Below are 13,246 nucleotides of genomic sequence, written 5' to 3' on the forward strand. Positions count from 1 at the left end.
CCGTTAAGCCCGAATCCGCCCCTTTGCCTTGATTCCCACCCCCGCCGTCGATACGGTCCCGCGCGATTCAAAACCCCCCGCGAGAGCCTGATCTGACGATGGACGCCTCATTGCCCGCCCATATGCGCCCGGAACGCTCGTTCCAGGGCTTTATCCTCGCGCTCCAGCGGTTCTGGGCCGAGCAGGGCTGCGTGATTTTGCAGCCCTACGACATGGAGATGGGCGCGGGTACCTTCCATCCGGCCACCACGTTGCGAGCGCTCGGGCCAAAACCCTGGAACGCCGCCTATGTGCAGCCGTCGCGCCGGCCCAAGGACGGCCGTTACGGCGAGAACCCGAACCGGATGCAGCACTACTACCAGTTCCAGGTGATCATGAAGCCGTCGCCGCCGAACCTTCAGGAACTGTACCTGAAGTCGCTCGCCGCGATCGGTATCGATTCCGCCGTGCACGACATCCGCTTCGTCGAGGACGACTGGGAGAGCCCGACGCTGGGCGCCTGGGGCCTCGGCTGGGAATGCTGGTGCGACGGCATGGAAGTCAGCCAGTTCACCTATTTCCAGCAGGTCGCGGGTTTTGAATGCGCACCGGTCGCGGGCGAGCTCACCTACGGGCTCGAGCGGCTTGCGATGTATGTGCAGGGCGTCGACCGCGTCTATGACCTCAACTTCAACGGCCGCGAGGGCGACGCGAAGGTCACCTATGGCGACGTCTTCCTCCAGGCCGAGCGGGAATATTCGAAGCACAATTTCGAAGTCGCCGACACCGCGATGCTGTTCGAGCAGTTCAAGATGGCTGAGGCCGCTTGCAGAAAGTATCTCGACGCTGGCTGGAAGGACGGCAAGCGCGAAGCACACCTGATGTCGCTGCCGGCCTATGACCAGTGCATCAAGGCGAGTCACGTCTTCAACCTATTGGACGCACGCGGCGTGATCTCGGTGACGGAGCGGCAGAGCTACATTCTGCGCGTACGCGAATTGGCAAAAGCCTGCGGCGAGGCCTGGATCCACACTGAAGCGGGCGGAGCGGCCTGATGCCCGATCTTTTGCTTGAACTGTTCTCGGAAGAGATTCCCGCGCGCATGCAGGCCAAGGCGGCCGACGATCTGCGCCGCCTGGTCACCGACAAGCTCGTCGCCGAAGGCCTCGTCTACGAGGGCGCGAAAGCCTTCGCGACGCCGCGCCGCCTCGCGCTCACCGTGCACGGCATCCCCGCGCGCCAGCCTGACCTCAAGACCGAACGCCGCGGACCGAAGGTCGGCGGCCCCGATGCGGCCGTGCAGGGCTTTCTGAAGGCGACCGGCTTGAAGTCGCTGGATGAGGCCAAGATCCAGCGCGACCCGAAGGGCGACTTCTACATCGCGCTGATCGAGAAGGCCGGCCGCGACGCCATCGACGTGCTCGCGGAAATCCTGCCCGTCATCATCCGCACCTTCCCCTGGCCGAAATCGATGCGCTGGGGCGCGCGCTCGGGCAAGCCCGGCTCGCTGAGCTGGGTGCGTCCGCTGCACGCGATCACCGCGACCTTCGGGCCCGAGACGGAAGAGCCCGATGTGGTGAAATTTTCGGTGGATGGCATCGAGACCGGTCAGACCACGTATGGCCATCGCTTCATGGCACCGAGCGCGATCAACGTGCGCCGCTTCGAGGACTACGAAGCGAAGCTGAAGGCTGCAAAGGTCATCCTCGATCCGCAGGCGCGCAAGGACATCATATTCGAGGACGCCAAGGAGCTGACCTTCGCGCAAGGTTTTGAGCTGGTCGAGGATCAGGTGTTGCTGGACGAGGTCTCGGGCCTCGTCGAATGGCCCGTCGTCATGATGGGATCGTTCGAGGCGGAATATCTGGCGATCCCCGACGAGGTGATCCGCGCCACGATCCGTAACAACCAGAAGTGCTTTGTGGTCAAGGATCCCAAGACCGGGAAGCTGACCAACAAGTTCGTCCTCACCGCCAACATCGAGGCGACCGACGGCGGCCAAGTCATCGTATCAGGCAACGAGCGCGTCATCCGTCCGCGCCTGTCGGATGCGAAATTCTTCTACGAGACCGATCTGAAGACCAGGCTCGAGGACCGTCTGCCGAAGTTCGACCAGATCGTGTTCCACGAGAAGCTCGGGACGCAAGGAGCGCGCATCAAGCGCATCGAGCGCCTCGCCGCGGAGATCGCGCCGCTGGTTGGCGCCGATGTCGCCAAGGCGACGCGTGCTGCGCATCTGGCAAAGGCGGATTTGCTGACCGAAGTCGTCGGTGAGTTCCCCGAGGTGCAGGGCCTGATGGGCAAGTACTACGCGCTGGCGCAGGGCGAGGACGCGTCCGTCGCTGCCGCCTGCGAGGAGCACTACAAGCCGCAAGGTCCGGCCGATCGCGTGCCGACCGATCCGGTCAGCGTCGCGGTCGCGCTCGCCGACAAGATCGACACGCTCGCTGGGTTCTGGGCGATCGACGAGAAGCCGACGGGATCGAAGGACCCGTATGCGCTGCGTCGCGCGGCGCTGGGCGTGATCAGGCTGATTGCCGAGAACGCACTTCGGCTCTCGCTGATGAAGGTGGCTGCGTCCGCGCTCGCTGGCCTATCGGTGAGGCCTGCGGATGCGCAGAAGCTCCCGAACGATCTGCTCGCCTTCTTCGCCGATCGCCTGAAAGTCCAGCTCCGCGAGCAGGGCGCGCGTCACGATCTCGTCGATGCCGTGTTCGCGCTTGGCGGCCAGGACGATTTGCTGATGATCGTCCGCCGTGTCGAGGCCCTCGGAAAATTCCTCGAGAGCGACGACGGCAAGAATCTGCTCGCCGGCACCAAGCGCGCCAGCAACATCCTCTCGATCGAGGAGAAAAAGGACAAGCGCACGTTCGACGGCGCTCCTGATGCCGCGCTCTATGGCCTCGATGAGGAGAAGGCGCTGGCGAAGGCGATCGGCGACGTGAAGGCCGAAGCAGGCGCTGCTGTGGCCAAGGAGGACTTCGCTGCCGCGATGAGCGCGATGGCCAAGCTGCGACCGCCGGTCGATGCGTTCTTCGAAAAGGTTCGCGTCAACGACGACGATGCCAAGGTGCGCGAGAACCGCCTGAAGCTGCTCAACGAAATCCGCAGCGCCACGCGTGCGGTCGCGGATTTCTCGAAGATCCAGGATTGAGGGGCTCGTGCCCCGGACGCAGCGCAGCGCTTCTTTAGCGGTGCGCTGCAGAGCCGGGGCCCATGCCGCCGCGTGCTCGTAGCTTCTGGGTCCCGGGTCGCGCTTCGCTTGCCCGGGACACGAGAAAACAAAAAAGCCCCACCCGGCGGGGGGAAGACCGGGCGGGGCCTGATGTCCGTTTGCACTGCTCGCGCCAGCCTGATTGATATGACGCGCCGGACACCTAGTTGATCGCTAGTCCATCACCTCGACGATGCGGCGCGAGCGCGGCTCGACCAGCACCGTCTCGCCGTTCACGACGGTGTAGCGATAGGTCGTCGCGCCGAACCGTTGCGGCACGTCATAATAGGTGATGCCGGTTTCGGGTAACGTGCCGCCGACGATCACACGATCCGGAATGCTGAAGGCTGGCACACGTTGCTCGATGACATAGTCACGGAAAGCCGGCCGCTGTTCCACCGCGATGGTCGGGCCGCTATCGACCACGACAGGCGCACGTCCCACCGTGATCCCGGTTTGCGCCTGCGCCGCGATCGGCGCGCCGAGCGCGATGCCAAGCGCTGCGAGGGCGAGAATCCTGTTCCGCATGGACAACTCCTTCGAATTGATTTCAGCCGGCGCCAGTGGCGCGACCGGTTGCCAATGCTGCGGCGCGCGTGATGTTCCGGAAAAGGCCCGCCGCATACGCGGCAATTTCGGGCAGTTTTCGCGAAGCGGGGAACCCGTTGCGGCCTCGCGCGTCTCTACCCGCGGAACCGGGTCCGGTATGATCCGCCCGCGATTCGCCTTAACGCTCGGAAAGACAATTCATGCACATCACCGTCGCCCACATCTCGCCGATCCTGTCATTGCTCGCGGGTGTGCTCATCCTGATCATGCCCCGTCTGCTGAACCTGATCGTGGCGATTTTTCTCATCGTCAACGGGGCGATTGGGCTCGGTTTGTTGAAGTGGCTCCATCTCTAGGCCTTCATTTTCCGGAACTCTTCGACTTGCGCGGGCCTGCCCAAAGTGGTGTAAGGCGCGCGATTTCCCATTCCTCTCGCAGGTTGTGTGCAAGCTATGGCCAAAGCCGCCTCGAAGCCTAATAAAACTGCAGCGAAATCAAAGCCCTCGTCCAAAGCGAAGGCTGCGCCGGCGGCCCGCAAGGCGCTTCCCAAGAGCGCTGTGAAGAGCGCCCCGAAGCCGGTCGCCAAGGCCGCTGCCAAGCCTGCCGCGAAACCCGCGGCCAAGCCGGCCGCGAAGGCTGCGACCAAGCAGGTCACGCCGAAGGTTGCCGCCAAGGTCACTGCGAAGGCTGCGCCCGCCAAGGCGGCTCCGGCCGCGATCAAGGCCGGCAAGTGGGTCTACACGTTCGGCGACGGCAAGGCCGAGGGCCGCACGGAGATGCGCGACCTCCTCGGCGGCAAGGGCGCCAACCTCGCCGAGATGGCCAATCTCGGCCTGCCGGTGCCTCCGGGCTTCACCATCCCGACCTCGGTCTGCACCTATTTCTACGCCCACGACAAATCCTATCCGAAGGAACTGCAGTCGCAGGTTGAGAAGGCGCTGGACCATGTCGGCAAGTTGACCGGCAAGGTGTTCGGCGACACCAAGAACCCGCTGCTCGTCTCCGTGCGCTCCGGCGCGCGCGCCTCGATGCCGGGCATGATGGACACCGTGCTCAATCTCGGCCTCAACGACGAGACCGTGGAAGCGCTGTCGGAGCTCTCGGGCGACCGTCGCTTCGCCTATGACAGCTATCGCCGCTTCATCACCATGTATTCCGACGTGGTGCTCGGCTTCGAGCATCATCACTTCGAGGAAATCCTCGACACCTTCAAGGACAGCCAGGGCTACACGCTCGACACCGACCTCACCGCCGAGGACTGGGTCGGTCTGGTCGGCAAGTACAAGGACGCGGTCGCGCGCGAGACCGGCAAGGACTTCCCGCAGGATCCGCATGACCAGCTCTGGGGTGCGGTCGGCGCGGTGTTTTCATCCTGGATGAATGCGCGCGCGGTGACCTACCGCAAGCTGCACGACATTCCGGAATCCTGGGGCACCGCGGTCAACGTGCAGGCCATGGTGTTCGGCAACATGGGCGAGACCTCGGCGACCGGCGTTGCGTTCACCCGCAACCCCTCGACCGGCGAGAGCAAGCTCTACGGCGAGTTCCTGATCAACGCGCAGGGCGAGGACGTGGTGGCGGGCATCCGCACGCCGCAGGACATCACCGAGGAAGCGCGCAAGGAATCGGGCTCCGACAAGGCGTCGATGGAAGCGGCGATGCCGGAGGCCTTCAAGGAGCTGACGCGGATCTACACGCTGCTCGAGAAGCACTACCGCGACATGCAGGACATGGAGTTCACGGTCGAGCAGGGCAAGCTGTGGATGCTGCAGACCCGCGGCGGCAAGCGCACGGCCAAGGCGGCGCTGCGCATCGCGGTCGAGCTCGCCAATGAGGGCCTGATCACCAAGAAGGAAGCGGTGATGCGGATCGACCCCGCCTCGCTCGACCAGCTGCTGCATCCGACCATCGATCCCAACGCCAAGCGCGATGTGATCGCGACCGGCCTGCCGGCGTCGCCAGGAGCGGCCTCCGGCGAGATCGTGTTCTCCTCGGACGAGGCGGCCAAGCTCCAGGGTGACGGACGCAAGGTCATCCTGGTCCGCATCGAGACCAGCCCCGAAGACATCCACGGCATGCACGCCGCCGAAGGCATCCTGACCACCCGCGGCGGCATGACGTCGCACGCCGCCGTGGTCGCCCGCGGCATGGGCAAGCCCTGCGTCTCCGGCTGCGGCACTATCCGCGTCGACTACGGCCGCGGCACGATGAGCATCGGATCGCGCACCTTCAAGGCCGGTGATGTCATCACCATCGACGGCTCGCTCGGCCAGGTGCTGGCCGGCCGCATGCCGATGATCGAGCCGGAGCTTTCCGGCGAGTTCGGTACGCTGATGAACTGGGCCGACCAGGTCCGCAAGATCGGCGTCCGCGTCAACGGCGATACGCCGGACGACGCCCGCACCGCGATCAAGTTCGGCGCGGAAGGCATCGGCCTCTGCCGCACCGAGCACATGTTCTTCGAGGAGACGCGCATCCGCACGGTGCGCGAGATGATCCTCTCCGAGGACGAGCAGTCGCGCCGTGCCGCGCTTGCCAAGCTGTTGCCGATGCAGCGCGCCGACTTCGTCGAGCTGTTCGAGATCATGAAGGGCCTGCCCGTCACGATCCGTCTGCTCGACCCGCCGCTGCACGAGTTCCTGCCGCACACCCATGCCGAGGTCGAGGAAGTGGCGCGCGCCATGAACACCGATCCGCGGCGTCTCGCCGACCGCGCGCGCGAGCTGTCGGAGTTCAATCCGATGCTCGGCTTCCGCGGCTGCCGCATCGCGATCGCCTATCCTGAGATCGCCGAGATGCAGGCACGCGCGATCTTCGAGGCTGCGGTCGAAGCCGAGAAGCGCACCGGCAAGGCCGTCGGCCTTGAGGTGATGGTGCCGCTGATCGCGACCAAGGCCGAGCTCGACCTCGTCAAGGCGCGGATCGATGCCACGGCGAAGGCCGTGATGCGCGATACCAATACAAAACTCGCCTATCAGGTCGGCACCATGATCGAGCTGCCGCGCGCCTGCCTGCTCGCGGAACAGATCGCCGAGAGCGCCGAGTTCTTCTCGTTCGGCACCAACGACCTGACGCAGACGACCTACGGCATCAGCCGCGACGACGCCGCGAGCTTCCTCGGTCCCTACGTGACCAAGGGCATCCTCTCGATCGATCCCTTCATCTCGCTCGACCAGGAAGGCGTCGGCGAGCTCGTCAAGATCGGCGTCGCGCGCGGCCGCAAGGCGCGCCCGAAGCTCAAGATGGGCATCTGCGGCGAGCACGGCGGCGACCCGGCCTCCGTTGCGTTCTGCCACAATGTCGGCCTCGACTACGTCTCGTGCTCGCCGTATCGCGTGCCGATCGCGCGGCTTGCTGCCGCTCAGGCAGCGCTCGGCAAGGTCGTCGCGAGCCAGGCGTAAGACGAAGAGACATACGAGATGCGAAAGAGGCGGGGCCGAACCCCGCCTCTTTTGTTTTGGTCACCTCTCTCCACCCGTCATTGCGAGCGTAGCGAAGCAATCCAGGCTGCCTCCGCGGAAGGACTCTGGATTGCTTCGTCGCTTCGCTCCTCGCAATGACGGATGATGGGAACCTCGCGCGTCCCGTAATGATACGCGCCGGCAAGAGTTCCTTCACCATTCGCGTTGACCAGATGTTTACCGTTTCAAGTGAGCCCGCATTTACCAATGCGTAGCATCGCGCCGTGAAAACACCTGACATTGCTTGAGTGTGCTTCATGCGCAACGACGATTAACGCCCCGGCAACCTAAATTAGATACTCACGATAAAGATCGAATTGCACGGACGTACTGCGGCTCGATCCTTCTAGTGTAAGCGTAGCGTGAGCGTATCGATGTTTGTGTTGCGTAACCATCCGAAGGGTGCGCGGTTCGCATCCTTCGGAATCGGTCTCTGCATCTTCGCATTGATGCCGAGAGAGACCGGCTATCAGGACATTGGCTCGTTGCTGGCGCGTCAGCCCGGCGTCGCCGAGCGTTGGCAGAAGCAGGTGTTCTCTGCAGCCTCGTCCATTCAGCTTGCCACTTACAGCTTTTCACGCCCGATCGGGACTTCAGTGCCGCAGAGCGCGATGGTTCGCCTCGCGAGCCTCGATGGCCGCGACGTCACCGGCACCGTTACGCGCAATCCGGTGCTCCAGGCACCGACGCGTTACCAGGCCTCCGATTTCCCCAAGGTCGATCGCGCGCTGAAGGGCGACCGTCTCGCCACCGTGACGCCCGCGCCCGAGACGGCAGCACCGGCCGCCGCGCCGCCGCAGCAGGATCCCGCGACCTCGAACAGCTCCGTGTTCGGCGCCAAGACCGCTGCGTTGCCGGTGGCGCAACCGCAGGCGATGTCGCCGGAGTCCGCCGCGGCGCTCGATCCCGAGCTTCAGGAGGCGATGCGCGCGCCGCCACTGCCGCAATATGCCAATCCGCCGAAGGCCGACGACAACGCGCTGTCTTTTGCGGCGCAGCCCCTCAATGCGCTCAAGCAGGCGACGGTCATCGCCCCGCCGCGCGATCCCTTCAGCGTCAAGACCTCGAACCTGTTCTTCGGCAGTTCCTCGCTCGGCGGCAATGTCGAGAGCATCGAGAGCTGGCAGCCCGGCGCCGAGCCGCTGATCGTGATGCCCGACCCCGACATGAAGCTGGCTTCGCTGTCGCCGCCGACCGAGGACCTTGCGGGCATTGCCGAGAGTGGCGAGAGTGTCGCCCCGAAGGGCGAAGTCAACGCCGACAACCAGCGCGCCAAATCGCCGGCCGAGCGGCTGGCACTGGACGAGAAGTCGCGCGCGAAGTCTGAAAAGTGCCTTGCCGAAGCGGTCTATTTCGAGTCTCGCGGCGAGGCCGTGCGTGGCCAGATCGCGGTCGCGCAAGTGGTGATGAACCGCGTGTTCTCCGGCAAATATCCGGACACCGTGTGCGGCGTGGTCTATCAGAACAAGTACCGCCACTTCGCCTGCCAGTTCACCTTTGCCTGCGACAACAATCCCGACGTGATCCGCGAGCCCGAGATGTGGGAGCGCGCCAAGAGGATTTCGAAGGCGATGCTCGACGGCCAGATCTGGCTGCCCGAGGTCGGCAAGTCGACACACTACCACGCCTATTGGGTGCGTCCGTCCTGGGTCGCCGAGATGAAGAAGATGTACAAGACCGGCGTGCACACCTTCTATCGGCCGCGCAACTGGGGCGACGGCAGCGAAGAGCCGAGCTGGGGCACGCCGGCGCAGACCGCCGCACTCTCGGCCGAGCTCGTGCAGGAAGCCAAGAGCTCCGCCGAGATGGGCGTGACCGAGCGGCGGTAGGCGCTCGGAAGAAGATCGTCATGCCCGGGGCTTGTCCCGGGCATCCACGTTCTTCGTGCCGTGTGGCAAGGCGTGGATGGCCGGGACGAGCCCGGCCATGCCGGAGAGACTACCTCACATCTCGATATCCAGCGCGCAATCGAAATTCGGCGCCGAATGCGTCAGCGCGCCGGATGAGGCGTAGTCGACGCCGGTCGCCGCGATTGCCGCGATCGAGTCCAATGTGACGCCGCCCGATGCTTCCAGCGCGACGCGGCCCTCGCTGATCCGCACCGCCTCGCGCAGCGTCGCGATGTCCATGTTGTCGAGCAGCACCGCCTCGGCGAGGCCGGTGTTGAGCACCTCGCGGAGCTGCGCGAGCGTATCCACCTCGATCTCGATCTTGACGAGATGGCCGACATGCGCGCGGGCACGCTCCAGCACGGGACGGATGCCGCCGGCGACGGCGATGTGGTTGTCCTTGATCAGGATCGCATCGTCGAGACCGAAGCGGTGGTTGAAGCCGCCACCGCACCGCACCGCGTATTTCTCCAGCGCGCGCAACCCCGGCGTGGTCTTTCGGGTGCAGCAGATCCGCATCCTTGTGCCTTCGGTGCGCGCGACATAGTCCGCGGTCAGCGTGGCCACGCCCGAGAGACGGCCGACGAAATTCAGCGCGGTCCGTTCCGCGGTGAGAATGGCGCGGGCCGGGCCGGAGATCGTCAGCACGGGTTGCCCGCGGGCGATGCGCGCGGCGTCGCGGACATGCGCGCGCACCTCGAGGTCGGACGAGAGCTTTTGCAGGGTCGCCAGCGCGAGCGGCAGACCGGCGATGACGCCGGATTGCCGCGCGACGAGGATGGCCTGCGCCTTGGTCGCTTCCGGGATCGTCGCGAGCGAGGTGACGTCGCCGGCGCGGCCGAGGTCCTCGTCGAGCGCGCGATGTACGGCCTCGTCGATGGCGAGCGGGGAGAGGAAGGCGTCGGGATAGAGCAGCGAGTTCGGGGTGATCATGGGAGGCTCCGTCAGGCGATCATGGATTGCGCGATGCGCGGCATTGAATGCGCGGTGAGGCTGTCCGCGATCTCGCGCACGGCGGTGAGTGTGGTCATCGTCCTCTGCGCCAGCGCGGGCAGCTCCGCAGGATGGTCGGAGCGGAAATGCGCGCCGCGGCTCTCGTGACGGCTCCAGGCCGAGGCCGCCACGAGCAGGGCCGCCATCGCCATGTTGCGGACGGCGATGCTCGTGGCCGTGGGCTCGAGCGCAGCAAAGCCGCGTACGGCGTCCGCAAGTCCGTCGCGCTCGCGGATCACGCCGACATTCGCGCTCATCATCGCGCGCAGCCGCTTCACGGCAGCAGCATCCGGCGCGGCGCCGCGCGGCGTCACCAGCGCCTCGGGCAGGCGGGCAGGTGAGGGGATCGCGTGGCCGGCGATATCGTCGGCGATGCGTGCAGCATAGACCACGGCCTCGAGCAGCGAATTCGAGGCAAGTCGATTGGCGCCATGCGCACCGGTCGACGATACTTCTCCGCCGGCCCAGAGCCCGTCGATCGAGCTGCGGCCGCGCGCGTCCACCGCGATGCCGCCCATGTGATAGTGCACGGCCGGCGCGATCGGGATCGGCTGCGTCGCCGGATCGATGCCGGCAGCGATGCAGCTTGCATGCACGGTCGGGAATTTTTCGGCGAAGCGCGCCCCCAGCGCTCGGCGTGCATCGAGAAACGCGCCGCGTCCCGCCGCGACCTCGGCGAACACACCGCGGGCCACGATGTCGCGCGGCGCCAGTTCGGCGAGCGGATGCTGCGCCAGCATGAAACGCTCGCCCTGGCCGTTGATCAGCGTCGCGCCTTCACCGCGCAGCGCCTCGGTCGCAAGCGGCGCGGGATCGCGGCCGACCATGATCGCGGTCGGATGGAACTGGACGAACTCCGGGTCGGCGATCACGGCGCCGGCGCGCGCGGCAATCGCAAGGCCCGATCCGTTGGCTTCGGTCGGATTGGTGGTGACGGCATAGAGATGGCCGATACCGCCGGTCGCCAGCACCACCGCGCGCGAGGCGATCATCACGGGTTTGGCGGCGAAATTTCCGGCCTCGCGCAACTGAAGTCCGGTGACGGCGCCGTCCTCGGTAAGCAGTGCTTCGGCGACAAAGCCTTCGATCAGGCGGATCGACGGCGTTCGCCGCACGGCCTCGCTCAGCGCCGCGATGATCGCGGCGCCCGCGCCGTCGCCGCGGACGTGGACGATCCGCCGCGCGGAATGCGCGGCTTCGCGTCCCACGGCGAGCCGGCCTTCGAGATCGCGGTCGAACGGCACACCATAGGCGAGCAGATCGTGAATGCGCGGTGCAGCCTCGCGCGCGATGCCGAGCGCGACCGCTTCGTCGACGATGCCGCCGCCGACCGCAATCGTATCCGCCGCATGCGCTTCGGGACTGTCGCCCTCGGCGACGGCGGCCGCGATGCCCCCCTGCGCCCATGCGGATGATGCCCCCTGTCCGAGCGGCGCCGCCGAGATCAGCGTCACCGGCCGCGGCGCGAGTTTGAGCGCGCAGAACAGACCGGCGAGACCGCCGCCGACGATGACGACGTCGTCGGTGGAGCGGGTGAGATTGTGGATGTTGTTTGTAGTCATGATCTTCTCCAAGCTCTCCACCGTCGTCCCGGCGAAGGCCGGGACCCATACTCCGCAGCGGTAGTTATTTTGCTGAGGTGTTTGACGTCGTTCTTCGTCAAACATCTCCCTGTGGTTATGGGTCCCGGCCTTCGCCGGGACGACAGCTGTGTGTGTTGCTAGTTCTTCAGATTGATCATCCGCTCGACCGAGCGCCGCGCGCGCTCCGCCAGCGCCGGATCGATTGTGACTTCCTCGCCGAGGGTCAGCAGGCTCTCCAGGATGTTGGACAGCGTGATGCGCTTCATGTGCGGGCAGAGATTGCAGGGCCGCAGCATTTCCACATCGGGCAACTCGGCGCGGACATTGTCGGCCATCGAGCATTCCGTGATCATCACCAGCCGCTTCGGACGCCGCTCGCGCACCCAATTGATCATGTGCGCGGTCGAGCCGGTGAAATCGGCCTCTGCCAAAACATCAGGTGGACACTCGGGATGCGCGATGATCTGCACGGAGGGGTCGGCGTCGCGGAAGGCGCGCAGTTCGTCGCCCGTAAAACGCTCATGCACCTCGCAGGCCCCCTTCCAGGCGATGATTTTGACGTCGGTCTTCGAGGCGACGTAGGTCGCGAGATAACGGTCGGGCAGGAAGATCACGCTTGGCGCATTCAGGCTCTCCACCACCTGCACCGCGTTCGACGAGGTGCAGCAGATGTCGACCTCGGCCTTCACCTCGGCCGACGTGTTGACGTAGGCGACCACGGGCACGCCGGGAAACTTTTCGCGGAGCAGGCGAACGTCGGCGCCGGTGATGCTGGCGGCGAGCGAGCAGCCGGCGCGGGAGTCCGGGATCAGCACGGTCTTGTCCGGATTGAGCAGTTTCGACGTCTCGGCCATGAAGTGCACACCGCATTGGACGATGACATCGGCCTTCACCTTGGTGGCCTCGACGGCGAGCTGGAGCGAATCGCCGCCGATGTCGGCGACGCCATGAAAGATCTCCGGCGCCTGGTAATTGTGGGCGAGGATCACCGCGTTGCGCGCGCGCTTCAGTTCATTGATCGCGTGAATCGTCGGCGCCATCAGCGGCCATTCGATCGGCGGGATCACATGCCTGACGCGCTCGTAGATCGGGGCGGTGGCGCGTTCGATCTCGCTCGTCCATTCCAGCGAGGGCCGCGGCAGCGCGGGGCCGGTTCGCGTCGGCGCCGGCGGGGCGGAGTTGGCCTGGCCCTGTGGCCGAGTGGCAAGATCGTCGGGGCCGTAAATTCCAGTGATCGGCATCGAAGCCTCCCGTGCGAGTTATATATGCTCAATATGAGTATATATCGAGCCTGAGAAATCCGGCCGAGAGGGCCGGTGGGTTTCGTCAGGGATTACATATACTCAATCTGAGTAAATCAAACATAACACGGCATCGCTACCGCCGCTAGGTCCCATCGCACACATTCCCGTCAAGTCGTCCTCCTGCCGCCAGACGGCGCTGCAATGAAACGCAATGCTCCCGCGTCAGCCCCTCGTGGAACGCAATCATTTTCGGCTTGGGGTTTTCATGCAGTTGCATTAAACGGCTGACATGCGGCTGTCGATTTGCAGATCCGCCCAGGGCCGAGGAGGAGCA

The 13,246-nt window shown here is 65.3% G+C and carries 9 protein-coding genes; 5 read left to right on the forward strand and 4 right to left on the reverse strand.

Annotated features, from left to right (window positions below; all coding sequences use genetic code 11):
• Window positions 1-98: 98 nt before the first annotated feature.
• Window positions 99-1,034 carry a glycine--tRNA ligase subunit alpha gene (locus NLM32_RS13020; RefSeq protein ID WP_254129369.1) on the forward strand — a complete coding sequence of 312 codons (936 nt, stop codon included), beginning with the start codon at window positions 99-101 and terminating at the stop codon, window positions 1,032-1,034.
• Window positions 1,034-3,133 (forward strand): glycine--tRNA ligase subunit beta, encoded by a 2,100-nt coding sequence (gene glyS, locus NLM32_RS13025; protein ID WP_254129370.1) that lies wholly within the window; start codon window positions 1,034-1,036, stop codon window positions 3,131-3,133. Before NLM32_RS13020 ends, glyS begins: the two co-directional genes overlap by 1 nt.
• Window positions 3,134-3,367: 234 nt before the next feature.
• Here glyS and NLM32_RS13030 read toward each other — a convergent pair whose 3' ends face one another.
• Window positions 3,368-3,721: a DUF1236 domain-containing protein gene (locus NLM32_RS13030; protein ID WP_254129371.1), complete on the reverse strand. Its 354-nt coding sequence runs from the start codon at window positions 3,719-3,721 to the stop codon at window positions 3,368-3,370.
• 221 nt (window positions 3,722-3,942) lie between these two features.
• On the opposite strand from NLM32_RS13030, the gene NLM32_RS13035 reads away from it, so the two are divergent.
• The 3 genes from NLM32_RS13035 to NLM32_RS13045 all read left to right on the forward strand — a co-directional run bounded on the left by NLM32_RS13035 (window position 3,943) and on the right by NLM32_RS13045 (window position 9,032).
• Entirely contained in the window at window positions 3,943-4,098 is a 156-nt protein-coding gene (locus NLM32_RS13035; RefSeq protein ID WP_007607177.1) for a DUF3096 domain-containing protein, read from the forward strand.
• 96 nt (window positions 4,099-4,194) lie between these two features.
• Window positions 4,195-7,143, forward strand: coding sequence for a pyruvate, phosphate dikinase (ppdK, locus tag NLM32_RS13040; protein ID WP_254129372.1), 2,949 nt, complete (start codon window positions 4,195-4,197; stop codon window positions 7,141-7,143).
• A gap of 434 nt (window positions 7,144-7,577) precedes the next feature.
• Complete coding sequence (locus tag NLM32_RS13045) at window positions 7,578-9,032, forward strand: cell wall hydrolase (RefSeq protein ID WP_254129373.1); 1,455 nt, start codon at window positions 7,578-7,580, stop codon at window positions 9,030-9,032.
• 114 nt (window positions 9,033-9,146) lie between these two features.
• Here NLM32_RS13045 and nadC read toward each other — a convergent pair whose 3' ends face one another.
• The 3 genes from nadC to nadA all read right to left on the reverse strand — a co-directional run bounded on the left by nadC (window position 9,147) and on the right by nadA (window position 12,909).
• Complete coding sequence (gene nadC / locus NLM32_RS13050; RefSeq protein ID WP_254129374.1) at window positions 9,147-10,025, reverse strand: carboxylating nicotinate-nucleotide diphosphorylase; 879 nt, start codon at window positions 10,023-10,025, stop codon at window positions 9,147-9,149.
• Between the two features lie 11 nt (window positions 10,026-10,036).
• On the reverse strand, window positions 10,037-11,647 hold the full coding sequence (locus NLM32_RS13055; protein ID WP_254129375.1) for an L-aspartate oxidase: 1,611 nt from the start codon (window positions 11,645-11,647) through the stop codon (window positions 10,037-10,039).
• A 158-nt stretch (window positions 11,648-11,805) separates the two neighbouring features.
• A complete protein-coding gene (nadA, locus tag NLM32_RS13060) occupies window positions 11,806-12,909 on the reverse strand; it encodes a quinolinate synthase NadA (RefSeq protein ID WP_254129376.1) in 1,104 nt (367 codons plus the stop codon).
• Window positions 12,910-13,246: the final 337 nt, after the last annotated feature.

Origin of the sequence: Bradyrhizobium sp. CCGUVB14 (assembly GCF_024199935.1) — a bacterium.
GTDB lineage: Bacteria > Pseudomonadota > Alphaproteobacteria > Rhizobiales > Xanthobacteraceae > Bradyrhizobium.

Excerpts from the sequence above, each read along its gene's own strand:
- NLM32_RS13020 (WP_254129369.1), top strand. The coding sequence starts at position 99 with ATGGACGCCTCATTGCCCGCCCATATGCGCCCGGAACGCTCGTTCCAG.
- glyS (WP_254129370.1), top strand. The coding sequence starts at position 1,034 with ATGCCCGATCTTTTGCTTGAACTGTTCTCGGAAGAGATTCCCGCGCGC.
- NLM32_RS13030 (WP_254129371.1), bottom strand. The coding sequence starts at position 3,721 with ATGCGGAACAGGATTCTCGCCCTCGCAGCGCTTGGCATCGCGCTCGGC.
- NLM32_RS13035 (WP_007607177.1), top strand. The coding sequence starts at position 3,943 with ATGCACATCACCGTCGCCCACATCTCGCCGATCCTGTCATTGCTCGCG.
- ppdK (WP_254129372.1), top strand. The coding sequence starts at position 4,195 with ATGGCCAAAGCCGCCTCGAAGCCTAATAAAACTGCAGCGAAATCAAAG.
- NLM32_RS13045 (WP_254129373.1), top strand. The coding sequence starts at position 7,578 with ATGTTTGTGTTGCGTAACCATCCGAAGGGTGCGCGGTTCGCATCCTTC.
- nadC (WP_254129374.1), bottom strand. The coding sequence starts at position 10,025 with ATGATCACCCCGAACTCGCTGCTCTATCCCGACGCCTTCCTCTCCCCG.
- NLM32_RS13055 (WP_254129375.1), bottom strand. The coding sequence starts at position 11,647 with ATGACTACAAACAACATCCACAATCTCACCCGCTCCACCGACGACGTC.
- nadA (WP_254129376.1), bottom strand. The coding sequence starts at position 12,909 with ATGCCGATCACTGGAATTTACGGCCCCGACGATCTTGCCACTCGGCCA.